The organism is Pantoea eucrina (assembly GCF_020079945.1).
In the GTDB taxonomy this organism is placed as follows: Bacteria; Pseudomonadota; Gammaproteobacteria; order Enterobacterales; family Enterobacteriaceae; genus Pantoea; species Pantoea eucrina.
Genome location: NZ_CP083448.1, coordinates 30,868 through 55,766 on the forward strand (window position 1 = coordinate 30,868; position 24,899 = coordinate 55,766).

Consider the following 24,899-nt stretch of genomic DNA (forward strand, 5'->3'; position numbering starts at 1 on the left):
ATCCAGTAAATTCCCATGGTCACAGATTCTTATAGTTTAAAATGCACTTATAACATAGGGCTATGTTTTGGTAAACATGAGAAAAGTCTAATTTTTCCTGGCCCGGTATTTTATCAGATTACTGCCGGGATTATTATTCATCCGCTTTCTGCTATTTTCAAATTCTGCTGCTGATATTTTTCCTTTTCAGAGAGTTGCCGATCCGCAGAGGTAAAGAAAAGGCCGAGGCTAAAGTGCGTTTGTAACTGTTTTTATTAATAATATGGAGCCAGAAGAATGATCCTTTTTCGCCTGATAAGCGCGTTTTTACTGCTTTATCTTCCGCTGGCCTTTGCCTCTAAGGAAATTCCTATCTGGCCGGGCGAAAACATAACACAGAATAAATTTATTAATTTCAGTAAAAATCCTGCTGATAATAATCGTGCCGTTACGCAGGTTAATTCGCCGGAAATGATTTATGTAGCGCCTGCGGGAAAAAATAATCACACAGCCGTGCTTATCATTCCGGGTGGGGGATTTTCTTATATTATGAAAGATCTTGAGGGGCTTAATATCGCCACGCTGTTAAGTCGTCAGGGTTATACGTCCTTCGTTCTTCTTTATCGTATGCCGCATGACGGCACCACACAGAATCGCCAGGCGGCCTTTGCGGATGCGCAGCGGGCACTTCGGCTTATCCGGGCTAATGCCCCGCAATACCATATTGCTGCCGATCGTATTGGCGTGATGGGTTTTTCTGCAGGGGCTTATCTGGCCGCGAATCTCAGTAACGATCCGGAGGCTGATAACTATCCGGCACAGGATGCGCAGGACAGCGTCTCAGCCCGTCCCGACTTCACTGCCCTTATCTATCCGGTACTGTCGCTTAAGGATGGCGTAACACATCCGGGCACGCGCGCCGCCATGTACGGCAAAAACATCAGCCCGCAGACCCTTCTGCAGCAGTCGCAGGAAGCGCGCGTCAGCGATCGTACGCCGCCGACGTTTCTCGTTCACGCGCTGAATGACGGTACGGCTTCAGCGCAGAATACGCTGCTGATGTTTGCCGCGCTGCGCGAGCATAAAGTGAAAACAGAAATGCACCTGTTCCAGCAGGGCGGGCACGGTTTCGGGACCGGACAAAAACTAAAGCTGCCGGTAAGAAACTGGCTGACGCTGTTTCATGACTGGCAGAGCACGCTGACTGACCGGTAAAAGCCAGAATGCGCGATGAACTCTGGCGAGCCGGTCAGCGCTTTCAGCTGACCAGCTGTCGCGTATCGATGCGCTTCAGCACCTTTGCCAGCAGCAGGCTGCCCAGCAGCGTGACGCCAAACACCCACGGCAAATCGAGCCAGGGGCGTGACATATCGTCATAGTGGTGAGTACGCAGATAGTGAATAAACAGCGCGTGAAAACCATATACCGGCAGCGAATAGCGAGAAATGGTCGCCAGCAGCGGCAGCGGCCGCTGGTTCAGGCTGTTTTTAAACAGAACCAGCAGGCTGATGGCCGCGATAAAGACCAGCGGCCCGCAGTAGAGATACCAGGTGTCGTTGAAGGCGCCGTTGATTTGCAGCAGCTGCTTTGTACCGAGTGCAATACCCAGCACGCAGGCGATAAAAACGCCTCCCGCCAGCCAGCCGATCCGGCGGCCGCCCGTCTCCATACAGCCGATAGCGCGTCCGAGCAGGGCGTACAACAGGTAGTAGATGCTGTCGCCACTGACATAGAGATTGACCGGCAGCCAGCGAAAGGATCCCACTGACTGGCTGACCGTATTCGGGTTTGCCACCACCGCCAGCACCACCACCAGCAGCGCCACATAGCGTTTTTGTACCGTTTTGACCTGTATCAGCGGCGAAAGCAGGTAGATACCGATAATCGCAAAGAAGAACCACAGATGATAAAACACCGGTTTCTGCAGCAGCTTCATGATGGATCGACCTTCGCTGATCGGTGTCAGCCAGGTGATATACGCCAGCGCGACCGCGCTGTAGAACAGCAGGCAAAGCACAATGCGTATCAGATGTCGCGCCTGCGCGCTGCGCTCGCCAAAAAACAGGTAGCCTGAGATCATAAAGAACAGCGGCACGCAGACGCGGGAGGCGGCGTTCATCAGGTTGGCCACATCCCAGGTTATGCCGGTGACCGCCATCGGTCCGGTGATATACCAGGTCGTGGTATGGATCACGATCACCATCAGGCAGGCGACCGCACGTAAGTTGTCGATCCAGCTAATTTTTTGCGGCATGGGATCCTCGCGTACAGATGGTGTGAGGAAGGGTAGCCGCTGTGCCGCCACTCAACAACATCTGCCGCCGTAATTCAGAGCCCTCTGTGCGGTAAAAGCGCGCGCGACCCGCACAGCCTCAGGATTTCCGGCTGCACATTGCCCGGTCAAAGGGTATACTGTCGAACTCTTTTTAATTCACCCGTATCCCGTGCGAATTCAACATGCAAAAGTTTGATACCAAGACCTTTCAGGGCCTGATCCTGACCTTGCAGGATTACTGGGCGCGCCAGGGCTGCACCATTGTCCAGCCGCTGGACATGGAAGTGGGCGCCGGCACCTCACACCCGATGACCTGCCTGCGCGCTATTGGCCCGGAGCCGATGGCCAGCGCCTACGTGCAGCCTTCACGTCGTCCGACCGACGGACGCTATGGTGAAAACCCCAATCGTCTGCAGCACTACTATCAGTTCCAGGTGGTGATCAAGCCTAACCCGGACAATCTTCAGGAGCTCTACCTCGGCTCGCTGAAAGAGCTGGGTATCGATCCCACTATCCACGATATTCGTTTCGTAGAAGATAACTGGGAAAACCCGACGCTGGGCGCCTGGGGCCTCGGCTGGGAAGTGTGGCTCAACGGTATGGAAGTGACGCAGTTCACCTACTTCCAGCAGGTTGGCGGCCTTGAGTGCAAGCCGGTCACGGGTGAGATCACCTATGGCCTGGAGCGTCTGGCGATGTATATCCAGGGCGTGGACAGCGTCTACGATCTGACCTGGAGCGACGGTGCATTTGGCAAAACCACCTACGGCGATGTGTTTCATCAGAACGAAGTAGAGCAGTCGACCTATAACTTCGAATATGCCGACGTCGGTTTCCTGTTCAGCTGTTTTGAGCAGTATGAGAAAGAGGCGCAGCAGCTGCTGGCGCTGGAGAAGCCGCTGCCGCTGCCAGCCTATGAACGCATTCTGAAAGCGGCCCACAGCTTTAACCTGCTCGACGCGCGCAAGGCGATCTCCGTTACCGAACGCCAGCGCTATATTCTGCGTATTCGCACCCTGACGAAAGCCGTGGCGGAAGCCTACTATGCGTCACGCGAGGCGCTGGGTTTCCCGATGTGCAACCGTAATAAGTAAGAGGCAGCCATGACCGATAAAACTTTCCTGGTGGAAATTGGCACCGAAGAGTTGCCTCCGAAAGCCCTGCGCAGCCTGGCGGAAGCTTTTGCTGCACACTTTACTGCCGAGCTGGACAGCGCTGGCCTGACGCACGGCGAAGTCAGCTGGTTTGCTGCTCCGCGCCGTCTGGCGCTGAAAGTCGCAGCGCTGGCGGCGGCGCAGCCCGATCGCGAGATTGAGAAGCGCGGCCCCGCCGTCGCGGCTGCGTTTGACGCAGCGGGTAATCCGACGAAAGCAGCTGAAGGCTGGGCACGCGGCAACGGCATCACGGTCGATCAGGCTGAGCGCCTGAGCACCGATAAAGGCGAATGGCTGGTGCATCGCGCCGCGGTGAAGGGCGAGCAGGCCAGCGCGCTGCTGCCGGCAATGGTCACTACCGCACTGAGCAAGCTGCCGATTCCAAAACTGATGCGCTGGGGCGCCAGCGATGTCCAGTTCGTGCGCCCGGTGCATACCGTGACGCTGCTGCTGGGAGAGGAGCTGATCCCGGCCACTATCCTGGGCGTACAGTCAGCGCGCACCATTCGCGGCCACCGCTTTATGGGCGAGCCGGAGTTTACGCTGGAGCACGCCGATCACTATCCGCAGCAGCTGCTGGCGCGCGGTAAGGTAATGGCTGATTACGCTGAGCGTAAAGCAAAAATCAAGGCGGATGCGGAAGCGGCTGCACAGCAGCTGGGCGGCGTCGCCGATCTCAGCGACAGCCTGCTGGAAGAGGTTGCTTCGCTGGTGGAGTGGCCGGTGGTGCTGACCGCAACGTTTGAAGAGAAGTTCCTGGCAGTACCGGCGGAAGCGCTGGTCTATACCATGAAAGGCGATCAGAAATATTTCCCGGTCTACAGCCCGGAAGGAAAACTGCTGCCGAACTTCATCTTCGTTACCAACATCGAGTCAGGCGATCCGCAGCAGATCGTGGCCGGTAATGAAAAAGTTGTGCGTCCCCGTCTGGCGGATGCGGAGTTCTTCTTTAACAGCGATCGTAAAAAGCGTCTGGAAGATAATCTGCCGCGTCTGGAGACGGTGCTGTTCCAGAAAGAGCTGGGCACGCTGCGTGATAAGACCGACCGCATTCAGGCGCTGGCAGGCTGGATCGCCGCGCAGATTGGTGCAGATGTCAATCACGCGACCCGCGCCGGCCTGCTCTCCAAGTGCGACCTGATGACCAACATGGTGTTTGAATTTACCGACACCCAGGGCGTCATGGGTATGCACTACGCCCGTCATGACGGGGAAGCGGAAGATGTGGCGGTAGCGCTCAATGAGCAGTATCAGCCGCGCTTTGCTGGCGATGCGCTGCCTTCTAACCCGGTGGCCTGTGCCGTCGCGATTGCAGATAAAATGGATACGCTGGCGGGCATTTTTGGTATCGGTCAGCATCCGAAAGGCGACAAAGATCCCTTTGCACTGCGCCGCGCCGCGCTGGGCGTACTGCGTATTATCGTCGAGAAGAATCTGCCGCTCGATCTGCAGAGTCTGACCGAAGAGGCCGTGCGCCTCTACGGCAGCAAGCTGAGCAATGCGAAAGTGGTTGATGAGGTGATCGACTTCATGCTGGGTCGCTTCCGTACCTGGTATCAGGAAGAGGGTCACAGCGTTGATACCATTCAGGCGGTACTGGCGCGTCGTCCTACCCGTCCGGCAGATTTCGATGCGCGCATGAAAGCGGTATCGCATTTCCGCACGCTGGAGGCAGCCTCAGCGCTGGCAGCGGCCAACAAGCGCGTGTCGAACATTCTGGCAAAAGCCAGCGATCCGCTGAACGACAGCGTGCAGGCATCGCTGCTGAAAGAGAACGCGGAGATCCAGCTGGCGACTTTCGTCACCGCGCTGAGCGACAAGCTGCAGCCCTGGTTTACTGAAGGCCGCTATCAGGATGCGCTGGTGGAGCTGGCACAGCTGCGTGAAGCGGTAGATAACTTCTTCGACAACGTTATGGTTAACGCAGAAGATGATGCCGTGCGCGTGAATCGTCTGACGCTGCTGGCACAGCTGCGTCAGCTGTTCCTGCAGGTGGCAGATATTTCCCTGCTGCAGTAAACGGCAGCAGGATGCGGTAGCGAAAGGGACGAGCAATCGTCCCTTTTTTATTGCCGTCTAACCTGCCGGCGGCACGGTACGCGCGAAGCTCTCGCGCTGAAACAGGGTTTCCGCCAGTTTGACCAGCGCCGGGCGGTTTACACACCAGTTCGGCAGCACGCGACGGAAATTCAGATAGCCAATCATGCAGCCGGTCGCAATATCCGCCAGATTCAGTGTGCCGGTGTTGATCAACTCCGCTTTCGCCGCGGCCGCCTCCAGCGCATCCAGACCGCGCTGGATTTTTTCGCGGTTGCGCAGCAGCACCTCTTCAGACTGCTGCGCGTCAGGCCGCATCTGTTCCCGCACAATGGTCACCGCCGCGTCGTTAATACCATCAGCCAGCTTTGCCAGCTGGCGTACCTGCAGCGCGTGCAGCGCATCATCAGGCAGCAGGCCGGGTGCTTCATCACGCAGCTCAATAACCTGAGCAATGACAGAAGAGTCGTACCAGGTTAATCCGCGCTCGTCGATCAGAGCCGGTACTTTTCCCAGCGGATTATAGTGGGGCACCTGGCTATCTTCCGCCCAGGGTGTATGGTTTATAAACTCAAACACGATGCCCTTTTCCAGCAGAATAACTGAAATTTTGCGCACGAACGGGCTGGTATAACTGCCTATCAGTTTCATCAAAGCCTCCGTATAAAACGCGGTACGTAGCGGTAACGCCCGGGCCAGCTATTCGCCGGGAAACATAAATGGATTCAGGCTACTGCGGGCAAACCCTTCCTGCTCCATGCGCGCATCCAGCACCAGCGACGCCAGGTCGTCGGCAACAGGCTCTACCGCCGGATCCCGCTCCTGGCAGAGCAGTTTCATATAGGTGCCGCAGTCGCCGCAGCTCTCTGCATGAACGGCAGCCTGGTGATTATCGAGCGACCAGAGGTGCAGATCGCGCGTCTGCTCACAGTTGCAGCATCGGTCACTGGCGACGTGCCACTCACTTTCGCACAGGTTGCAGTGCAGATAGCGTAATCCCTCCTGCGCCACATCCATATGCACCAGGCCGGTAACCGGAACGCTGCCGCAGACCGGGCAGAACTGCCGGTGATCGCCCTGTTCCGTCCGCACCTTGCCGGGTATCATAGCGGCCATCTGCGCCCAGTACAGCGACAGCGCAGCCCAGACAAAAGGCGACTTATCGCTGCTGACCCGGCTAAATTCCCCGGCCAGCAGCGCGCCGGCAAGCGTCTCCAGCTCGCTGGCGGACGATTTTTCCAGGTTCTCCAGCACCGCCAGCGCCTGGCCACTCATCTCCGGTTTGAGTTCTGCAATCAGTGAGTGCAGCAGCTGCTGCCAGTGACGATCGCGCGGATAGTGGCGAACATCAAGCGGCGGCTCATTGCGCTGCGCGCTTTCTGCAAGGCGCGGACGCAGATCGAGCCGCAGCGGATGGTCATACAGCACAATCTCCTGCGCCTGAGCGATCACTGCAGCAAAGCGCAGATAGTCACCCAGCGGATTTTTTGCCGCCAGATGGCGCAGGCGTGCAGCGCGACGGCTATAGAGATTTTTCAGCCGGGGAAACAGCAGCGGCGGGATCTGTTCCGCGGTCTGCGGTTCGCGTGTTTCCGGCTGATTCTGCGGAATAATGCGAATACTCATCAGGGAACACCTCTATTTTCTGGCGATAACGCTGCCAACAATGAAAGCAGCACGACTACGCTGATGATAGCAGCCTGACGCTCAGGCGGCTGGCTGACGGACGATTAACTGCCGGTGACGGCAGCCGGAGGGAGGGACGATTCTGTGACCGCCGCGGGCCGCGCAGCCAGAGTGCCAGCACATAAGTTGAAGAAAAATTTTTGGCCGACGTTCATGCTCAGCATCTGAACCGGCAGCCGGTATAGCGTACAGGCCGTGAGGCCCGCCGCTTTTGATGAGTGCAATAAGAGACAGATAACGTGACAGCAAAACAGCAGGCAGGCGAGCAACCTGTGAAAACGATCGCTGGCGTAAGCCAGGCTGAAGTGTGGCAGCGCCGGACACCGGAAACGGCCGAAACTGACTGGCTGGCACAGGAGGTGCCGGTAGCGCTGGTCTATAACGGCATCTCGCATGTGGTCATGATGGCGACGCCTGACAACCTTGAGGCGTTTGCGCTGGGTTTCTCGCTTTCAGAAGGGATTATTGAACAACCGGCTGAGATCTATGGCATCGATGTGGTGCCGGGCTGCAACGGCATTGAAGTACAGATTGAGCTCGCCAGCCGCCGGTTTATGGCGTTAAAAGCGCAGCGCCGGGCGATGGCGGGGCGAACCGGCTGCGGCGTCTGCGGCGTTGAGCAGCTGGATCAGATTGGTAAGCCGCTGAAGCCGCTGCCTTTTACCCAGACGTTTGACCTGGCTCAGCTGGACAGCGGGCTGGCGCGGCTGCGTGACTATCAGCCGGTGGGCAATCTTACCGGCTGTACGCACGCGGCGGCATGGCTCTCACCCGAGGGATTGCTGCCGGGCGGCTGTGAAGATGTCGGGCGGCACGTTGCGCTGGATAAGCTGCTGGGGCTGCGCAGTCAGCAGGGATGGCAGCAGGGCGCAGTACTGGTTTCCAGCCGCGCCAGCTATGAGATGGTGCAGAAGTCCGCCATGTGCGGCGTGGAGATCCTGTTTGCGGTCTCGGCCGCCACCCAGCTGGCGGTAGAGGTTGCGCAGCGCAGTAATCTGACGCTGGTAGGCTTCAGTAAGCCAGGGCGGGCAACGATCTATACCCACCCGCAGCGGCTGCGCTAGCCGGTTCAGGCCGCTGAACCGCAAATCCTTATCATTTCTACGGCATTGATAACCCTTTTATGGATCATGATTTTAACTATAATGATCCCACTGCTTACGCGGCACACTGGTAAGGTGATGCTGCAAAACATTAAATGGAGAGGAAGAACATGAGTTATTCACTGCCATCCCTGCCGTACGCCTACGACGCACTGGAACCGCACTTCGACAAGCAGACGATGGAAATCCATCACACCAAACACCACCAGACCTACGTAAACAACGCTAACGCAGCGCTGGAAGGTACCGAATTCGCCGATCTGCCGGTTGATGAGCTGATTACCAAACTGGATCAGCTGCCAGCAGACAAAAAAGGCCCGCTGCGTAACAACGCTGGCGGCCACGCTAACCATAGCCTGTTCTGGAAAGGCCTGAAAACCGGCACCACGCTGCAGGGCGACCTGAAAGCGGCGATCGAAAAAGATTTCGGTAGCGTTGAGAAATTCCAGGAAGAGTTTGAAAAAGCAGCAGCTACCCGTTTTGGCTCTGGCTGGGCGTGGCTGGTGAAAAAAGGCGACAAACTGGCTGTGGTTTCAACCGCTAACCAGGATAACCCGCTGATGGGTGACGCGATCGCCGGTGCGTCTGGCTTCCCAATCATTGGTCTGGATGTGTGGGAGCACGCTTACTATCTGAAGTATCAGAACAAGCGCCCTGACTACATCAAAGCGTTCTGGAACGTAGTGAACTGGGACGAAGCAGCAGCGCGTTTTGCTTCAGCAAAATAATCAGCGCTTATTTCTGCGTAAAAAACCGGTGCGATGTCGCCGGTTTTTTTTATCTGCGTCACGGCAATCTAAACCCCGGCTAAACAGCAAACCGTTTAGTGCCGGCGGGGTGGGGTCATTAACGAATCGTTGAAGCGGCTGTGCTTAACATTGCAGCAGGTTTTTTCGAGACGTTAAGCTCCTTATGACAACAATTACCCACACTAAATCGGGCGATCTCTCTTCTCCAGCGCTGTTTTTTCCGCTGATCAGCGGCAAACTTCGACCTGATAATCTCTGGCACAGCGGCCGCTTTCGTACCAAGTTTGCGTTGCGAACGGCGCTCTATCCGTTTACCACGCTGACCTATCTGCAGCAGCTGGCGCAGCTGCCCTTTTTGCCACAGCTGATGGCCAGCCAGGGTCTGCTGCCCGCTAAACCGCATCGTCCCTATCTCTGTTCGCGGTTTAGCGTGGCGCAGCGCGCACGCGCTATCGTGCAGCACTACCAGCATGTTGCACAGCTTGATAATCCCGCCCTGCGTCAGCTGATGCTGAATCCGGCCGGGACGCCTGTTGCACAGCTCAGCGGCAAAAATGAAGAGCAGTTTACGATTGCCTGCAGCTCCGGCTATTACGATCGCGAAGGTGAGCTGACGCTGACGTTGCACTATCAAAGTATGCTGCTGGCCTCCCTCTCATTCTCGCTGATTGGCGGGCCGCAGCGGTGTACGCTGTTTATTGGCGGACTGCAGGGGCCGCGCAAGCATATTCCGTCGGAGGCGATCCGCGAAGCGACCAAAGCGGCGCACGGTCTGTTTCCCAAGCGCGTGCTGATGGAAGCACTGTTTCTGCTGGCGGAGGCGTGTGGAGCAGAAGCGATAGCCGCCGTCGGCGACACCACGCATGTGTTTCGCAGCCTGCGCTATCGACACAGTAAAGGGGATAAGTTTTTTGCCAGCTACAGTGAGTTCTGGCTGTCGCTGGGCGGCGAGGAGCGGGCCGACGGCTGCTTTACGCTGCCGCTGCAGATGGAGCGCAAAGCGCTGGAGGAGATAGCCAGTAAAAAGCGCGCCGAATATCGCCGGCGCTACACGCTGCTCGACAGCCTGAAAGAGCAGGTTCAGCAGGCCGCCGGCTGCGCTCACCGCGCAGACCGTGCAGCCTGAACAGCCTTAGAACGGCTGTTTTGCGTAGCCGGTCATGACTTTCAGACCCATTTCTCGTCCCAGCGCGGTCATCGGATGCACCACAACCAGGCCGCGCACGCTTTTCTTCAGCGCACCCATGTTGGCCTGCTCTTTTTTCGTGATTTCACGGCTGAACGGCAGCTGCTGCAGCTGCTGCGCCTCTTTGCTCAGCTTTTCATCACGTACGCCGCGCAGACGTTTAATCTCCTGCACCAGCGTCTCTTTCTCTTTCAGCAGCGCACCCAGCTTTTCAGCGTCACCCGCTTCCAGCAGCTGGGGTTCTTTGCGGTTCAGTGCGTCCAGCTGATCGCTGAGGCGTTTGATCTCGGCTTTGACTTGTTCTTTCATTGGAAAAACTCATTAAGGAAAACAGGGAAAGGATACATTAATTTAGGCCGGGCGGGCAGTATGACTGTTCGATGTACCGCTGCCTGAGGTCAGACAGCGGGCTTTTTGAATGCCTGCTTGTGCGAAATTCGGGAAATCAGTTCGGTCAAAGAGAGCACCATGGTGGATCGCACCATCTGCAGATAACGCTGCTGCTGCATAATGCGCAGCGCCTCATCATCGCGGGTGAAGTCGGGCTGCGGCGGCCAGGCGACCACACAGTGCAGTTCACTGAACGGCCCCAGCACCTCGTCATCGGTAAAGCGATAGTCGCTGGCGTCGTGGTTCAGCTCTTCGCGCAGCGTCAGCAGTAGTTCGCAATCCTCATACTCCTGCCGCGTAATCACGCCCAGTCCGTAAACAAGCTTAAGACGTACCGACAGCTCGCCCAGCGGCCCGTCTCCCAGCAGCAGTGGTTCGACGGCGTACCTTACCGCATAATCATCTTTGCGAAAAACCTGCAGCACCAGCAGATTAACCGCTTCTGCCAGCAGTTCAACCGCAGCAATCAGAAAGCTTCTCACCGAACGACCGGCGTTCAGGCGCTCAAGCACCTGGTTTTCAAAAGCCTGCTTCTCTTCCATCATTGCCTGCATCGTTCAGCTACCGTCTGCGGGCGCAACCCTGTTGCGCCCGGTTTGCTCACCCGGGGGCGCGCATTATGCCATAGCGCTGTAAGCGCTCACCACAGCCTCTACTGCCTGACTCTCCGGCTCCAGGCCGGAAATTTTTACCAGCGTCTCTGCAACGCCCTGTTCCGCGATCAGCGTGGCCAGCTCCTGCGCCTGCGGATCGGCATCGCTGCGGTAGTGCATCGCGGCTGCGATCCCCTGCACCAGATTATCGTGCGGCAGCTGGTACTCCAGCGTGCCGAGCAGCGGTTTAATCAGGCGATCGCCTGCGCTCAGCTTGCGCAGCGGCTGGCGGCCTACGCGCTCGACGTCATCTTTCAGGTAAGGGTTCTCAAAGCGGGTAAGGATTTTGCTGATGTAAGCCGCATGTTTCTCTGCATCAAAATCGTAGCGCCTGATCAGAACGGCGCCGCTCTCCTGCATGGCCCCCTCAACCACGGCGCGAATGCGGCTATCCAGGATCGCATCGCGAATGGTTACATGACCCGCCAGTTTGCCCAGATAAGCGGTAATAGCGTGGCCGGTATTAAGGGTAAAGAGCTTGCGTTCAACAAACGCCATCAGATTGTCGGTCAGTTCCATGCCAGGGATCGCCGGCAGCGCCCCTTTAAACTGCGTTTTATCAACAATCCATTCGCTGAAGGTCTCAACGGTCACTTCCAGCGGATCGCTGCTGCCCGCTTCAGAAGGCGGGACAATACGATCCACGGCGGAATCGACAAAGCCGACGTGCGCTTCTGCCCAGGCGTGATGCTGCGCCGGCAGCGCCTTCAGCACATGCTGCTTCAGCTGACTGGTGCCGCGCACCATATTTTCGCAGGCGATGATGTTAAGCGGTGCCGTATTACCCCGATCGTGACGGGCGATCAGACCCTGCGCCACGCTGCCGGCAATACGTTCGAGGATCTGCGGTCCGACGGCAGTCGTGACCAGATCGACTTCAGCGATCAGCGCAATGATGTCATCGCTGGTGCTGTTAACGGCGCTGACGCCGGTGACCGTCTCCGTTTTTGCCTGTTCGCCAACAACATGAACCGGATAAGTGTGACGGGCGTTAAGGGCATCCAGCACAACCTGATTGACGTCAGCAAAGACCAGCTCGATGCCGGCATCGGCCAGCAGCTTGCCGATAAATCCGCGACCAATATTGCCTGCTCCAAAATGTAACGCTTTCATAAAATTGACCCATCTCAAATAGCGAAAGGGCGGGCATTTCCGCCCCGGACACAGGGCGGGCCTGCCCGCCCCGGGGAAAAAACTGCTGACTGATTACGCTTTGACGCTGCTGCCTGAGAGCAGATCCAGCACTTCCTGCACGCTGCGGGTCTGCGCCAGTCGTTCAATCACGCTATCATCATCCAGCGCGTTGGTCAGGCTGGTGATCACCTGAATGTGCTCATTGTTGCGGGCCGCAATCCCGATCACCAGGCGCGCCACCTCATCCGGCTCATCGCCAAACTGTACGCCTGCCGGATACTGACAGAACACCACGCCTGTTTTCAGCACGCGATCTTTCGCTTCTACCGTTCCGTGCGGAACCGCAATCGACTCACCCAGATAGGTTGGCGTCAGCTTTTCACGGGCCAGCATCGCCTCAACGTACTCTGGCTGGACATAGCCACCTTTTACCAGCTGCTCACCGGCAAAGCGGATCGCCTGTTCTTTGTTGCTGGCGCTCAGATCGAGGAATACGTTATCCGTCCCGAGCTTAAACAGGTGCGTATTCTCGTTATCAAAGCTGTCTGCCAGCGTTGACTGCACCGTTTCGCGATGCGCCACGCTGCGGTTTACCGTGACCAGTCGCTCGGTCAGGTTGGTGTAGAGCGCGCTATCAAGGAAATTATTCAGCGAGATATGCTGCGCCTGCGGTGCCTGACGCATCGCCCGTTCCGTAAGATCGCGGTGTGTGATCACCAGGTCAACGTCACCCGGCAGCGCATTAATAGCGCTGTTCGTCACCGACACATTCGTGAGGCCCGCATCCTGCACTTTTTTGCGCAGCACGCCGGCACCCATGGCGCTGGAACCCATACCGGCGTCACAGGCAACGATGATTTTACGCACGTGGCTCACGTCTACGCTGTGAGCGTCAGCTACTACCGGCGCGCCTGCCGCCGGCTGGCCTTTAGACTGCGCTTTCATGTCGCGCATACGCTGGGTCGCCGCTTCAATATCTTCGTCTTCTTTCACTTTGCTGGTTTTCAGCAGGATAGAAGAGACAACAAAAGAGACGGCAAAAGCGGCTACGATAGCGGCAACGTTAGCAAAATAGGCGCCTTTTGGCGTCATCGCCAGCACGGCCAGGATAGAACCCGGTGACGCCGGAGAGACCAGGCCGCCATTCAGCAGCGTCAGCGTAAATACGCCGGTCATACCGCCCAGGATCACCGCCAGCAGCAGGCGCGGCGCCATCAGCACATACGGGAAGTAAATCTCATGGATGCCGCCGAGGAAGTGGATAATAGCGGCACCGCCCGCTGACTGTTTGGCGCTGCCGCGACCAAAGATCATATAAGCGACCAGCACGCCCATCCCCGGGCCCGGGTTAGCTTCGATCAGGAAGAAGATCGATTTACCCGCTTCGCTCGCCTGCTGAATACCCAGCGGCGAGAAAATGCCGTGGTTGATGGCGTTGTTAAGGAACAGGATTTTCGCCGGCTCAACAAAAATAGAGGTCAGCGGCAGCAGGTTGTTCTGCACCATCAGGTTAACCCCGGCGGCGAGAATGTGCGACAGCCCCTGCACCAGCGGACCAATAGCCAGGAACGCCAGCAGCGCCAGCAGCATACCGATGATGCCGGCGGAGAAGTTATTCACCAGCATCTCGAAACCGCTTTTGATCTTGCCGTCAACGGCCCGGTCAAACGCGCGGATTGCCCAGCCGCCCAGCGGTCCGGCAAGCATCGCGCCGAGGAACATCGGCATATCGGCACCGACAATGACGCCCATTGTTGTAATGGCGCCGACCACGCCACCGCGATCGCCGCCGACCAGACGGCCGCCGGTGAAGCCAATCAGCAGCGGCAGCAGATAGGTAATCATCGGACCGACGAGTTTCGCCAGCGTTTCGTTCGGGATCCATCCGGTTGGAATAAACAGCGCGGTGATGATACCCCATGCGATAAACGCACCGATGTTAGGCATCACCATATTACTCAGAAAGCGACCAAAGCTCTGCACTCTGACCTTGACTGATGAGGACATAAACCCACCCCTTATTGAGACGCGCTGCAATAAGAGCGCGCATTTGTTTTTGTTGAGACATTACGGCGGGGGCCGTGGCATTACTGTATGCAGGCGGACTCTAGCACTTGTTCAGGAGCGTGCGTAGCGTCCGGAATTAGTGTGATCCATATCACGCAAAAGCGGGGTGAACAGGGGGGGGTAATGTGACTCTTGTCACACAAAGACAGGATAAAAAAGCAGCGACGCCGAAAAATTCAGCAAAAAAGCGGGTTTTATGTGATAAGCCTCACTCTTTGGTAGTGCGGGTTTATTGCAGAAGTGTGATTAGCGTCACAAAGAATTTCTGGTCATAATTGCGCCAGATCACAGGCGGGTAGGTAAAGCGACAGGCCGTTATAAAGCGAAGCGCAGCGAGAACCGGGCAGTGGTAATACTGCCCGTAACCGGCGTTATTGCCAGGAACCCTGTACTGCATTTTGCGCCTGCGTCAGCGCCTGCGCATTTGCAGACAGCTCACTCATCAGCACATTGTACCGGGTCGCCTGATCCTGCGTCGGGAACTGTACGCCACCATCATTAAAAGTGACGCGTGTTCCCTGCGATTGCAGATAGTCTCCGGTCTGTACAGCGCTCTGGCTCAGCGCCTGCAGCTTAGGCAGCAGCGGGATCAGCGTGCCTGCCGGCTGTGTAACCACTTTTGCATAGGCTGCGTCATACGACTTTTTCAGGTCGTCGGGCTGTTTAAGCGTCGCCTTGCTGCTGTCAGCCTGCATTTTCGCGCTCTGGATCTGCTGCGTCAGAACGCTGAGATTGCCGCTCACCTGACGCAGGGTATCGCGGCGGGTCAGATAATCCTGCGGAACGCGAATCGCTGCCAGCTCATCCACGACCGGACGCATACCCTGTTCCGTGGCCTGACTCACCTGCTGAGAAAAGCCATACAGAATGGCATAGTCACTGGCGTAGTTACCGAAGGTCTGCTTCTGGTTTTCACTCAGTGCCGGCAGATGTTCACCGCTGCGCATCACGGTATTTTGCAGAAAATCGTTAAACGCCTTACGCTGATCGCCCTCTTTGTCACCGCAGGCGGTGAGTTGCAATATGACCAGCGCGCTGGCGAGCAGCATGCCGGTACGCATCCAGATGCGGGAAGTTCCTGACGCCATGTTTCAACTCCTGTCGTGACAAAATGGCAATATGTGAATCGCTGAGAATGGTCCTAAAGAATAGTGCAATGGCCTGGCGTGCACAATGACCGAAGGCGTGCAGTGTGATGCTCTCCGGTCAGCGCGCCCGTGTGGCACAGCAATAGTCAACGATGTGGCAGACCGCTGCCCCATTTCAGCCCCTGACCAGCTAGCAGGCGAAGGAGTGCACGCAGCAGAGGCGGCATAACTCATAACCTTTCCTTTAATATGCATCAGACTGGTGCATCTCTGCTCTATTATTGAGCACAATGCGAACAAAAATGCCGCAGCGGCGGTGCGAAACGTCCGCAGGATGCGAAATGCGGATCTGGCGCTATTTTTGCTTCATTCAGGACAGGGGGCAGAGTGTGACAGACAGCAACTTTTTACCTGACAGGCACTTAAGCGTTACTGCAGGTTTTAGCCATAAGCAAGATGAAAAAATAATCAAAAAACAGACAGCAATTCCTGGATTCTGACCCATACTAAGAAACCCGGCAATTGTTGCATTGCGCTGACATGTTCGCAGTGCCCAGCAGGCTGTGTCCCGTAACGGTTTTATAAATCTAACGTCCAAACCGCTGCGGGATGCAGCCTGATAAAGCCTGGTTTCAGCATCATTTGATGCTTACCTCTCTACTTTCACGTGCTTCATAGTGAGTTTTAAGGAGTTCTCTATGGAATTAAAAGATCCAATGGTTGAATTACTCAGCAGTCTTGAGCAAATTGTTTTGACACGTGATGCTAAGCCTTCCGTATCAGATATTGCACTCAACACGGTGTCAGTTCCCGAGCCACAGCGTTTACGTGAGATGACCGGCATGCAGGTGGATGAGTTCGCCCGCGTGATGGGGGTGAGCGTCTCATCAGTAAAAAGCTGGGAAGCGCAGCGCACGCGCCCCTCCGCTACGGCACGCAAATTGATGAAGCTGCTGCAGGCGAATCCCTATCTGGGACGGCAGCTGCTTGAGTAACCAATTATCGGTTCTCCGAACCCGCCTGCACGGCGGGTTTTTTATTTCAGCGCTTCAAATTTAGCCGTCTGACGGGCGAACCAGCTTTCCGGAACGTTATAGGGGGGCTGCGACAGTTGCTGCAATCCCTGTTTGATATTCTGATGCGCCTGCTGCCAGAGCTGTTTATCGCCCTGCAGCAGTAGCTGAATCTGCACCTGCTTCTCAATCAGATAAACGCGCGCAAAATCCGGGTCAAACTGCACTATCGCGCGGGTATTATCGATAATATCTGCCAGCTTGATCGTCTGCGCTTCGGGTGAGGCGTCCGCCGTATGCCGGAAGTGTGCCAGTTTGCGCGCCGCGCGGTTTCTGGCCTGCGGCTGGGCGCTATCAGTCAGCATCGCGACCAGGCCGGCTACGCGCTGGCCAAACTGCTGTTCAATATCCTGTAGCGTGCTGGATGTGTCTTCTACCGTATCGTGCAGCCAGGCAGCTGCCAGCATCTCTTCATCATCGGTTACGCTGCGCACCAGTTCAGCCACTGCCTGCGGGTGAACGATATAGGGCTCATCGGTGTATTTACGTCGCTGGCCTGTAGCTGCATGAAGTTCAGTAGCAAAACGACGCGCCTGCTCCTCCAGTGAATCCTGCATCTTCACTCTCCCGTGAAAAGTAGCTTGCAATTATCTAGCGCGCTATCTATATTAATTTGCATGAACAGTAATCAAGATGGCAAAAAAGTGAAGCGGCCGCCACCCCAGGTTGATCAGCATCTCTGTTTCGCGCTCTACTCGGCGAATCTGGCCATGCATAAGGTCTATCGTCAGCAGCTGGCGGCACTCAATATCACCTATCCGCAATACCTGGTGATGCTGGTGCTCTGGGTGCAGGATGATGTCACGGTGTCAGAGATTGGCGAACAGCTGTTTCTTGACTCCGCGACGCTGACGCCGCTGCTTAAGCGGCTGGAAACAGCCGGGCTGGTGCGCCGGCAGCGTTCACGCCAGGATGAACGGCAGGTCGTGGTGACGCTGACCGATGAGGGGCGCGAGCTACAGGCGCGCGCCGCTGCGATTCCGGAAGCGGTGCAGTGTGCGACGGCCTGTGACACCGGGACGATGGCAGCGCTGAAAGAGCAGCTTGATATGCTGCGCACCAATCTGAACCGCGCAGGCTGACTGCGCGGATAAAAAAGCATTTACATCGGCGCGGATAAGTAGCGCGTTATTATATAGCGAACGGAGATAAAGTATGTCTTTAGACAAAGTGGTTTATACAGCTAAAGCAAAAGCAACCGGTGGCCGTGACGGACGTGCAACCTCTTCTGACAACGTCCTGGACGTTAAGCTGGGCGTGCCAAAAGAGATGGGCGGAGCCGGTGGCGAGGCGACTAATCCGGAGCAGCTGTTTGCGGCGGGCTATTCAGCCTGTTTCCTCGGCGCCATGAAATTTGTTGCCGGTCGCGACAAAATCGCGATGCCAAAAGAGGCGTGGATTGAAGGTGAAGTTGGCATCGGCCCGATTCCGACCGGTTTTGGTATTGAAGCTACGCTGAATATCCACCTGCCGGAGATGGATGCTGCAGAAGCCCAAAAGCTGGTCGATGCTGCACACATCGTGTGCCCTTACTCTAATGCCACCCGCGGCAATATCGACGTGACGCTGAATATCATTAATTAAGCACGCACGCGGTTAACCGGGCTCCTGCGGGAGCCTTTTTTATTCACCCGCTTTTAGCCCGCACAAAAAAATCTGGTCTTACCATTGGTTAAATGTTCTACTGCTGCGCTTAACACGGCATCGCAGTTATTTTCGGTTCAGATTCGTCCCGATCCTGCTCGATACGTCACGCTTTTCCATTCTCAAAGCGAACCTTGCTGTCTGAACAGAGTCACAGGAACGGTGATAAATCGACACCGGGTCGGGAACAGAAAATTTAAATGAATTATATCAAAAGTTTAACTCAGCAGAAGCTTTCTCTGCTGCTCGCACTTTATCTTGGCATCCTGCTAAACCTGCCAATTTTTTACCGCCGCTTTGACGGCTTCTTAACCAAATCAACCCCGTCCGACTGGCTTTCTGCTGTTGCTGAAGTCACGGCCGCTGTTTTACTTACCTTTTTCCTGATGCGCCTGCTCTCGCTGGGTGGAAAATGGGCTTACCGCGTGCTGGCCAGTCTGCTGGTAGTGATTTCCGTGGCCGCGGCATATTACATGACCTTCTTTAATGTCGTGATTGGCTACGGCATTGTGGCTTCGGTTATGACAACCGACATCGATCTCTCTAAAGAAGTGATCGGCCTGCATTTTATTGTCTGGATGGTGCTGGTCAGCGCGCTGCCGCTGCTGCTGATCTGGCGCAACCGGCTGCGTATGACGCTGATTGAGCAGCTAAAAACACCGGGACAGCGCCTGAAACCGGTAGCCATTATGCTGCTGAGCGTGGCGCTGGTATGGTTGCCGATCCGCTATTTTGACAAACTGCAGAAAACGCAGGAAGAGATCACGAATATCGATCTGCCCAGCTATGGCGGGGTAGTGGCACACTCTTATCTGCCTTCTAACTGGATTGCTGCTCTGGGGCTGTTTACCTGGACTAAAGTGGATGAAAAGCTGGACAGCGAAGCGCTGTTCGATCCGGCGAAAAACTTTACCTATGTGGCACCGGCAGGCATTGATGACACTTACGTCGTGTTTGTTATCGGTGAAACCACGCGCTGGGATCATATGGGGATGCTGGGCTACGATCGCGATACCACGCCAAAGCTCTCCAAAGAGAAAAACCTGGTGGCGTTCCGCGGTGAGTCCTGCGACACCGCAACCAAGCTCTCGCTGCGCTGCATGTTTGTTCGCGAAGGCGGCACCATGGATAATCCGGGTCGTACTCTGAAAGAGCAGAACGTATTTGCCGTCATGAAAGAGCTGGGTTTTACCTCTGAGCTGTTCGCCATGCAGAGCGAGGTCTGGTTCTATGACAATGCCGATGTGAATAACTTCTCTTTCCGCGAGCAGATCGGCTCTGAAAAGCGTAATCAGGGTAAAGCGGTAGACGACATGCTGCTGGTGCCGGAACTGCAGGCTTCCCTGCAGCGTTTCCCGAAAGGCAAACATCTGGTGGTGCTGCATACCAAAGGCTCACACTATCTTTACTCGCAGCGCTATCCCCGCAGCTTCGCGCGTTATCAGCCTGAGTGCATGGGCGTGGATGACACCTGCAGCAAGGCGCAGTTGATCAACGCTTATGACAACTCTGTTTTGTATGTGGACTCGATGCTCGACAGCGTACTGGATCAGCTGCGTGATAAAAAAGCGCTGGTGTTCTATGCGGCGGACCACGGCGAGTCGATCAGCGAAAATATGCACCTGCACGGCACCCCACGTGAGATGGCGCCGCCTGAGCAGTTCCGCGTGCCGATGATGGTCTGGGCGTCCGATAAATATCTGGACGATCCGGTGAACCGCAGCAACTTTGAGCGACTGCAGGCGCAGCAGCGTGTCGGTAAAACGCATCGTCACGTTGAGCTGTTTGATACCATACTGGGCTGTCTGGGCTACACCTCACCCAATGGCGGTATCAATCCGGCAAACAACTGGTGTCAGGCTCCGGCCGCTAAAGCACCGAGCAATCTCTGACCGGTATGCCCGCGCTGAGATCGCCTTCCCGGCGCGGGTTGCCTGCTTTTCAGGCAATCAGGCAGCTTTAAAGGGAAAAGGGATTGACGCTGTAAAGGCGCAGCAGTAATATTCGCCCCCATCGGCGAGTAGCGCAGCTTGGTAGCGCAACTGGTTTGGGACCAGTGGGTCGGAGGTTCGAATCCTCTCTCGCCGACCATCATTTAAGAAACCTGCTTTGCAAAAAGCAGGTTTTTTTGTCTGTCGTATTTGCACTCTCAGGGTGAAATGCGCGACCGCTTCGTAAAGACGAGGTCCGTCCCTGATCGCCCGTCACACGCCATTCATGGCGTGTGACGCTTTACTCCACGGCCCCGCATTTCATCCTTTATCCGGCTTCGGTGATGACTGAGGATTTACTGGCCTTCCCTGAACCAGACTCACATCCCGGCAGCGATCAAGCAAAGTCATCAATTTACGCGTTCCATTAATCATCACCGGGATAAACCTTATTATTCCTCAACACCGCTCTTCATCACTTGCTGCATCAAAGCACCTCTCTTAATTCGCGACACATTCTGCTTATGACCGGCTTTTGCTTTTTGCTGATTTCTTATGCCATTACGCCAGCATATTTCGCTACCCGAACGTCATAACGCACGGGGAATCGTTCAGATATTCGACGTTTATCGACAATTTTAAAATGTTTTTTAGCGGTGATAATCACTGTTATTTGACGCAAGCGCCAGATAATCCAGCGGTATCGAACGCTTTTTCACCGCCTTATATATCGGTTTCTCTCTCCAGTGCTCTTTTTTATCGTTGCTTGCACTTACTCACACTCTGTGTAAATAACCCCACGTTGTATTGACGTTCGTTGCAACTGTTGACAAATTGATGCTTCAGTAAGATGTAGAGACGGACGCATCTGGCTGGTGTATCCCGCCAGGGCAATAACAATAACCGCTCACATTCTGGTCGCTGTCAGACCTGCCCGTACCGCATAAAAAAATCAGAGGACGGGCGATGCACACAACATCACATCACAATGGAGCAAAACATGATGAACTCCCGGGCTAAATCCAGGATGCTGAAGGCCGGTCTCAGCCTGATTGCGATGACCGTCGCTGCCGGTGTTCAGGCGAAGACCCTTGTCTACTGTTCAGAAGGCTCGCCGGAAGGTTTCAACCCGCAGCTCTTTACCTCTGGCACCACCTATGACGCCAGCTCGGTCCCGATTTATAACCGTCTGGTTGAGTTTAAAACCGGCACCACTGAACTGCAGCCAGGCCTGGCTGAAAAGTGGGATGTCAGCGAAGATGGCAAAACCTACACTTTCCACCTGCGCCAGGGCGTGAAGTGGCAGAGCACGAAAGATTTCAAACCAACGCGTGAATTTAACGCCGATGACGTGGTGTTTTCATTTGAGCGCCAGCTCGATAAAAACAATAAATTCCACGGCGTCTCTGGCGGCAGCTACGAATATTTTGAAGGCATGGATATGCCGAAGCTGATCGGCAAAATTGAAAAAGTTGACGATCACACCGTGCGTTTTACCCTGACCCGTCCTGAAGCGCCTTTCCTCGCTGACCTCGGTATGGACTTCGCCTCTATTCTTTCTAAAGAGTATGCGGATAACATGCTGAAAGCAGGCACGCCGGAAAAACTCGACCTGAATCCGGTCGGCACCGGCCCGTTTGTACTGCAGCAGTATCAGAAAGATTCACGCATTCTCTACAAAGCGAACCCGGACTTCTGGGGCACTAAACCAAAAATCGATCGTCTGGTCTTCTCTATTACGCCAGATGCGTCAGTGCGCTACGCCAAGCTGCAGAAGGGCGAGTGCCAGGTGATGCCTTATCCAAACCCGGCTGACATCGCCAGCATGAAGAAAGACAGCAAAATCAATCTGATGGAGCAGCCTGGCCTGAACGTGGGTTATCTCTCATTTAACACAGAGAAAAAGCCGCTGGATAACGCCAAAGTGCGTCAGGCACTGACCATGGCGGTCAACAAGCAGGCGATCATCGATGCGGTCTATCAGGGAGCAGGGCAGGCAGCGAAAAACCTGATCCCGCCAACCATGTGGGGCTATAACGACGAGATCAAAGATTACGCCTACGATCCGGAAAAAGCCAAAGCGCTGCTGAAAGAAGCAGGCATGGCGGATGGCTTCTCTATCGATCTCTGGGCAATGCCGGTGCAGCGTCCATACAACCCGAACGCGCGCCGCATGGCGGAGATGGTTCAGGCGGACTGGGCGAAAATTGGCGTAAAAGCCAAAATTGTTACCTATGAGTGGGGCGAATATCTCAAGCGCGCCAAAGCAGGTGAACACCAGACGGTGATGATGGGCTGGACCGGCGACAATGGCGATCCGGATAACTTCTTTGCCACCCTGTTCAGCTGTGCAGCGGCAAAAGATGGCTCCAACTACTCCCGCTGGTGCTACAAGCCGTTTGAAGATCTGATCCAGCCGGCCCGTGCGGAAGCCGATCACAATAAACGTATTGCGCTCTACAAGCAGGCGCAGGTTGTTATGCACGATCAGGCTCCGGCACTGATCATTGCACACTCGACCGTCTATGAGCCTGTCAGCAAGAAAGTGAGCGGCTATGTGGTTGATCCGTTAGGTAAGCATCACTTCGAAAACGTCGATATTCAGGAATAACCCTTTCGGATTATCACGGTGAGGGCCAGCCTGCTGGCCCTCGGATGCGCTCTTCGCCATCCGTGTCCCGTACTTTTTTCCGGCAAATACTTTTACTGAAGCGCTGCCTGCATCGCGTCCGGCTTTGCCGACCGCGCGTTATGAGCAATGTAGTCCCGCGACGACTTTCCGCTGCGGGAGAATGACTGAGAATCCGGCTTATGCTGCAATTCATACTCCGACGTCTGGGCCTTGTCATCCCGACGTTTATCGGTATTACCCTACTGACCTTTGCGTTTGTTCATCTGATCCCCGGCGACCCGGTGCTGATCATGGCGGGCGAACGCGGTATCTCCCCGGAGCGTCACGCACAGCTGATGGCGCAGTTTGGCCTCGACCAGCCGATGTGGAAGCAGTACATCACCTATATCAACGGGGTGCTGCACGGCGATCTCGGTATCTCTCTGAAGAGCCGCATTCCGGTGTGGGATGAGTTTGTCCCGCGCTTCCAGGCGACGCTGGAGCTGGGCATCTGTGCCATGCTGTTTGCTATCGCCGTGGGTATTCCGGTGGGCGTACTGGCCGCCGTAAAGCGCGGATCGGTTTTCGATCATACCGCCGTGGGGATCTCCCTGACCGGCTACTCCATGCCGATCTTCTGGTGGGGGATCATGCTGATTATGCTGGTATCGGTGCAGCTCAACCTGACGCCGGTCTCTGGCCGGGTCAGCGATACCATCTTCCTTGACGACAGCCATCCCCTGACCGGCTTTATGCTGATCGATACGCTCCTGTGGGGGGAAGAGGGCGACTTCAAAGATGCGGTCATGCATATGATCCTGCCGGCGATTGTGCTGGGCACCATTCCGCTGGCGGTGATTGTGCGTATGACGCGCTCCTCCATGCTGGAGGTGCTGGGCGAGGATTATATCCGCACCGCCCGCGCCAAAGGGCTGACGCGCATGCGGGTTATTGTCGTGCATGCGCTGCGTAATGCGATGCTGCCGGTGGTTACCGTTATCGGTCTGCAGGTCGGTACGCTGCTGGCCGGTGCGATTCTGACCGAGACTATCTTCTCATGGCCGGGTCTGGGCCGCTGGCTGATTGAAGCGCTGCAGCGCCGCGACTATCCGGTAGTGCAGGGCGGCGTGCTGCTGGTTGCCATCCTGATCATTCTGGTCAACCTGCTGGTTGATCTGCTGTATGGCGTGGTTAACCCGCGCATCCGACATAAGAAATAAGGGGGAGCTATGTCTGCTGTTGAACCCGCGCGCGTAACTGCCGCACCAAAGCCGATGACCCCGTTTCAGGAATTCTGGCACTATTTTAAACGTAATAAGGGCGCAGTCATCGGCCTGGTCTACATCACGCTGATGCTGCTGATTGCAATTTTTGCCGATTTTCTGGCACCGCACGGTCCGGCAGAGCAGTTCCGCGATGCGCTGCTGCATCCGCCGGTATGGCAGGAGGGCGGCAGCTGGAGTTATATCCTCGGCACCGATGATGTGGGCCGCGATATTTTGTCACGCCTGATGTTCGGGGCGCGCCTGTCGCTGCTGGTAGGCTGCCTGGTCGTGGTACTGTCACTGATTTTTGGCGTGATTTTTGGCCTGATGGCGGGCTACCTCGGTGGCGTGGTGGATGCCACTATTATGCGTCTGGTCGATATCATGCTGGCGCTGCCCAGCCTGCTGCTGGCGCTGGTGCTGGTAGCCATCTTTGGCCCCTCCATCGTCAACGCTTCGCTGGCGCTGACGTTTGTGGCGCTGCCGCATTATATCCGCCTGACGCGCGCGGCGGTGCTGGTTGAGGTTAACCGCGATTATGTCACCGCTTCCGGCGTGGCAGGTGCGGGAACGCTGCGTCAGATGTTCATCAATATTCTGCCAAACTGCCTGGCTCCGCTGATTGTGCAGGCATCGCTCGGTTTCTCCAACGCCATTCTCGACATGGCGGCGCTGGGCTTTCTCGGAATGGGGGCGCAGCCGCCGACGCCGGAGTGGGGCACCATGCTCTCTGACGTTCTGCAGTATGCGCAAAGTGCCTGGTGGGTAGTGACCTTCCCCGGAGTGGTCATCCTGCTGACGGTTCTGGCATTCAACCTCATGGGCGATGGTTTGCGTGATGCACTCGACCCGAAACTCAAGCAGTAAAGAGGCA

The 24,899-nt window shown here is 56.0% G+C and carries 22 protein-coding genes and 1 tRNA gene; 14 read left to right on the forward strand and 9 right to left on the reverse strand.

The features are described from left to right. Positions 1 to 450: 450 nt before the first annotated feature. Positions 451 to 1,194: an alpha/beta hydrolase gene (locus tag LAC65_RS00150; RefSeq protein ID WP_338045677.1), complete on the forward strand. Its 744-nt coding sequence runs from the start codon at positions 451 to 453 to the stop codon at positions 1,192 to 1,194. Between the two features lie 43 nt (positions 1,195 to 1,237). On the opposite strand, the gene LAC65_RS00155 is transcribed toward LAC65_RS00150, so the two are convergent. Further along, positions 1,238 to 2,233 carry an acyltransferase gene (locus tag LAC65_RS00155; protein WP_039381604.1) on the reverse strand — a complete coding sequence of 332 codons (996 nt, stop codon included), beginning with the start codon at positions 2,231 to 2,233 and terminating at the stop codon, positions 1,238 to 1,240. Between the two features lie 203 nt (positions 2,234 to 2,436). Here LAC65_RS00155 and glyQ point away from each other — a divergent pair, with 203 nt between their 5' ends. After that, positions 2,437 to 3,348, forward strand: coding sequence for a glycine--tRNA ligase subunit alpha (gene glyQ / locus LAC65_RS00160; RefSeq protein ID WP_039381606.1), 912 nt, complete (start codon positions 2,437 to 2,439; stop codon positions 3,346 to 3,348). Between the two features lie 9 nt (positions 3,349 to 3,357). Beyond that, positions 3,358 to 5,427 carry a glycine--tRNA ligase subunit beta gene (glyS, locus tag LAC65_RS00165; RefSeq protein WP_039381608.1) on the forward strand — a complete coding sequence of 690 codons (2,070 nt, stop codon included), beginning with the start codon at positions 3,358 to 3,360 and terminating at the stop codon, positions 5,425 to 5,427. Positions 5,428 to 5,484: 57 nt separating this feature from the next. Here the strand turns inward: glyS and LAC65_RS00170 are convergent, their stop codons facing one another. Together LAC65_RS00170 and fdhE are read right to left on the reverse strand one after the other, a co-directional pair. Next, on the reverse strand, positions 5,485 to 6,096 hold the full coding sequence (locus tag LAC65_RS00170; RefSeq protein WP_039381611.1) for a glutathione S-transferase: 612 nt from the start codon (positions 6,094 to 6,096) through the stop codon (positions 5,485 to 5,487). 48 nt (positions 6,097 to 6,144) lie between these two features. Beyond that, positions 6,145 to 7,071 (reverse strand): formate dehydrogenase accessory protein FdhE, encoded by a 927-nt coding sequence (gene fdhE / locus LAC65_RS00175; protein ID WP_039381614.1) that lies wholly within the window; start codon positions 7,069 to 7,071, stop codon positions 6,145 to 6,147. Between the two features lie 332 nt (positions 7,072 to 7,403). Here fdhE and fdhD point away from each other — a divergent pair, with 332 nt between their 5' ends. The 3 genes from fdhD to LAC65_RS00190 all read left to right on the forward strand — a co-directional run bounded on the left by fdhD (position 7,404) and on the right by LAC65_RS00190 (position 10,109). Then, positions 7,404 to 8,195, forward strand: a complete 792-nt coding sequence (fdhD, locus tag LAC65_RS00180; RefSeq protein ID WP_039381616.1) for a formate dehydrogenase accessory sulfurtransferase FdhD — start codon at positions 7,404 to 7,406, stop codon at positions 8,193 to 8,195. Between the two features lie 149 nt (positions 8,196 to 8,344). After that, the gene (sodA, locus tag LAC65_RS00185) at positions 8,345 to 8,962 is read left to right on the forward strand and encodes a superoxide dismutase [Mn] (RefSeq protein WP_039381619.1); all 618 of its coding nucleotides are present in this window, start codon (positions 8,345 to 8,347) and stop codon (positions 8,960 to 8,962) included. Between the two features lie 184 nt (positions 8,963 to 9,146). Beyond that, entirely contained in the window at positions 9,147 to 10,109 is a 963-nt protein-coding gene (locus LAC65_RS00190) for a VirK/YbjX family protein (RefSeq protein ID WP_039381622.1), read from the forward strand. Between the two features lie 6 nt (positions 10,110 to 10,115). On the opposite strand, the gene LAC65_RS00195 is transcribed toward LAC65_RS00190, so the two are convergent. The 5 genes from LAC65_RS00195 to LAC65_RS00215 form a co-directional block, all read right to left on the reverse strand. After that, complete coding sequence (locus LAC65_RS00195; RefSeq protein ID WP_039381624.1) at positions 10,116 to 10,478, reverse strand: YibL family ribosome-associated protein; 363 nt, start codon at positions 10,476 to 10,478, stop codon at positions 10,116 to 10,118. A gap of 89 nt (positions 10,479 to 10,567) precedes the next feature. Further along, positions 10,568 to 11,113 (reverse strand): mannitol operon repressor MtlR, encoded by a 546-nt coding sequence (gene mtlR, locus LAC65_RS00200; RefSeq protein WP_175540444.1) that lies wholly within the window; start codon positions 11,111 to 11,113, stop codon positions 10,568 to 10,570. Between the two features lie 63 nt (positions 11,114 to 11,176). Further along, entirely contained in the window at positions 11,177 to 12,325 is a 1,149-nt protein-coding gene (gene mtlD, locus LAC65_RS00205; protein ID WP_039381626.1) for a mannitol-1-phosphate 5-dehydrogenase, read from the reverse strand. Between the two features lie 93 nt (positions 12,326 to 12,418). Next, the gene (locus LAC65_RS00210; RefSeq protein WP_039381628.1) at positions 12,419 to 14,353 is read right to left on the reverse strand and encodes a PTS mannitol transporter subunit IICBA; all 1,935 of its coding nucleotides are present in this window, start codon (positions 14,351 to 14,353) and stop codon (positions 12,419 to 12,421) included. A 431-nt stretch (positions 14,354 to 14,784) separates the two neighbouring features. After that, positions 14,785 to 15,501, reverse strand: coding sequence for a DUF3053 domain-containing protein (locus LAC65_RS00215; RefSeq protein WP_039381631.1), 717 nt, complete (start codon positions 15,499 to 15,501; stop codon positions 14,785 to 14,787). 698 nt (positions 15,502 to 16,199) lie between these two features. Here LAC65_RS00215 and LAC65_RS00220 point away from each other — a divergent pair. After that, on the forward strand, positions 16,200 to 16,496 hold the full coding sequence (locus tag LAC65_RS00220; protein ID WP_039381633.1) for an HTH-type transcriptional regulator: 297 nt from the start codon (positions 16,200 to 16,202) through the stop codon (positions 16,494 to 16,496). Between the two features lie 41 nt (positions 16,497 to 16,537). Here LAC65_RS00220 and LAC65_RS00225 read toward each other — a convergent pair whose 3' ends face one another. After that, a complete protein-coding gene (locus LAC65_RS00225; protein ID WP_039381635.1) occupies positions 16,538 to 17,131 on the reverse strand; it encodes an HD domain-containing protein in 594 nt (197 codons plus the stop codon). A 60-nt stretch (positions 17,132 to 17,191) separates the two neighbouring features. Between LAC65_RS00225 and LAC65_RS00230 the strand changes: the two genes are divergently transcribed. The 7 genes from LAC65_RS00230 (at position 17,192) to dppC (ending at position 24,892) form a co-directional block, all read left to right on the forward strand. Next, positions 17,192 to 17,656, forward strand: a complete 465-nt coding sequence (locus tag LAC65_RS00230; RefSeq protein WP_039381637.1) for a MarR family winged helix-turn-helix transcriptional regulator — start codon at positions 17,192 to 17,194, stop codon at positions 17,654 to 17,656. A 73-nt stretch (positions 17,657 to 17,729) separates the two neighbouring features. Continuing rightward, the gene (locus LAC65_RS00235) at positions 17,730 to 18,158 is read left to right on the forward strand and encodes an organic hydroperoxide resistance protein (RefSeq protein ID WP_039381640.1); all 429 of its coding nucleotides are present in this window, start codon (positions 17,730 to 17,732) and stop codon (positions 18,156 to 18,158) included. 260 nt (positions 18,159 to 18,418) lie between these two features. After that, positions 18,419 to 20,110: a kdo(2)-lipid A phosphoethanolamine 7''-transferase gene (gene eptB, locus LAC65_RS00240; protein ID WP_039381642.1), complete on the forward strand. Its 1,692-nt coding sequence runs from the start codon at positions 18,419 to 18,421 to the stop codon at positions 20,108 to 20,110. Positions 20,111 to 20,232: 122 nt separating this feature from the next. After that, positions 20,233 to 20,309 (forward strand) — tRNA-Pro (locus LAC65_RS00245). 840 nt (positions 20,310 to 21,149) lie between these two features. Beyond that, entirely contained in the window at positions 21,150 to 22,760 is a 1,611-nt protein-coding gene (gene dppA / locus LAC65_RS00250) for a dipeptide ABC transporter periplasmic-binding protein DppA (RefSeq protein WP_039381644.1), read from the forward strand. Between the two features lie 200 nt (positions 22,761 to 22,960). Then, complete coding sequence (dppB, locus tag LAC65_RS00255) at positions 22,961 to 23,980, forward strand: dipeptide ABC transporter permease DppB (protein ID WP_039381648.1); 1,020 nt, start codon at positions 22,961 to 22,963, stop codon at positions 23,978 to 23,980. A 9-nt stretch (positions 23,981 to 23,989) separates the two neighbouring features. Further along, positions 23,990 to 24,892 carry a dipeptide ABC transporter permease DppC gene (gene dppC / locus LAC65_RS00260; protein ID WP_039381650.1) on the forward strand — a complete coding sequence of 301 codons (903 nt, stop codon included), beginning with the start codon at positions 23,990 to 23,992 and terminating at the stop codon, positions 24,890 to 24,892. Positions 24,893 to 24,899: the final 7 nt, after the last annotated feature.

Coding starts and splice junctions, on each gene's coding strand:
- LAC65_RS00190 (WP_039381622.1), top strand. CDS start 9,147: ATGACAACAATTACCCACACTAAATCGGGCGATCTCTCTTCTCCAGCG.
- sodA (WP_039381619.1), top strand. CDS start 8,345: ATGAGTTATTCACTGCCATCCCTGCCGTACGCCTACGACGCACTGGAA.
- dppA (WP_039381644.1), top strand. CDS start 21,150: ATGATGAACTCCCGGGCTAAATCCAGGATGCTGAAGGCCGGTCTCAGC.
- glyS (WP_039381608.1), top strand. CDS start 3,358: ATGACCGATAAAACTTTCCTGGTGGAAATTGGCACCGAAGAGTTGCCT.
- glyQ (WP_039381606.1), top strand. CDS start 2,437: ATGCAAAAGTTTGATACCAAGACCTTTCAGGGCCTGATCCTGACCTTG.
- LAC65_RS00210 (WP_039381628.1), bottom strand. CDS start 14,353: ATGTCCTCATCAGTCAAGGTCAGAGTGCAGAGCTTTGGTCGCTTTCTG.
- LAC65_RS00235 (WP_039381640.1), top strand. CDS start 17,730: ATGTCTTTAGACAAAGTGGTTTATACAGCTAAAGCAAAAGCAACCGGT.
- LAC65_RS00155 (WP_039381604.1), bottom strand. CDS start 2,233: ATGCCGCAAAAAATTAGCTGGATCGACAACTTACGTGCGGTCGCCTGC.
- LAC65_RS00195 (WP_039381624.1), bottom strand. CDS start 10,478: ATGAAAGAACAAGTCAAAGCCGAGATCAAACGCCTCAGCGATCAGCTG.
- eptB (WP_039381642.1), top strand. CDS start 18,419: ATGAATTATATCAAAAGTTTAACTCAGCAGAAGCTTTCTCTGCTGCTC.
- fdhE (WP_039381614.1), bottom strand. CDS start 7,071: ATGAGTATTCGCATTATTCCGCAGAATCAGCCGGAAACACGCGAACCG.
- dppB (WP_039381648.1), top strand. CDS start 22,961: ATGCTGCAATTCATACTCCGACGTCTGGGCCTTGTCATCCCGACGTTT.
- LAC65_RS00170 (WP_039381611.1), bottom strand. CDS start 6,096: ATGAAACTGATAGGCAGTTATACCAGCCCGTTCGTGCGCAAAATTTCA.
- mtlD (WP_039381626.1), bottom strand. CDS start 12,325: ATGAAAGCGTTACATTTTGGAGCAGGCAATATTGGTCGCGGATTTATC.
- LAC65_RS00150 (WP_338045677.1), top strand. CDS start 451: ATGATTTATGTAGCGCCTGCGGGAAAAAATAATCACACAGCCGTGCTT.
- LAC65_RS00230 (WP_039381637.1), top strand. CDS start 17,192: ATGAACAGTAATCAAGATGGCAAAAAAGTGAAGCGGCCGCCACCCCAG.
- LAC65_RS00220 (WP_039381633.1), top strand. CDS start 16,200: ATGGAATTAAAAGATCCAATGGTTGAATTACTCAGCAGTCTTGAGCAA.
- mtlR (WP_175540444.1), bottom strand. CDS start 11,113: ATGCAGGCAATGATGGAAGAGAAGCAGGCTTTTGAAAACCAGGTGCTT.
- dppC (WP_039381650.1), top strand. CDS start 23,990: ATGTCTGCTGTTGAACCCGCGCGCGTAACTGCCGCACCAAAGCCGATG.
- LAC65_RS00225 (WP_039381635.1), bottom strand. CDS start 17,131: ATGCAGGATTCACTGGAGGAGCAGGCGCGTCGTTTTGCTACTGAACTT.
- LAC65_RS00215 (WP_039381631.1), bottom strand. CDS start 15,501: ATGGCGTCAGGAACTTCCCGCATCTGGATGCGTACCGGCATGCTGCTC.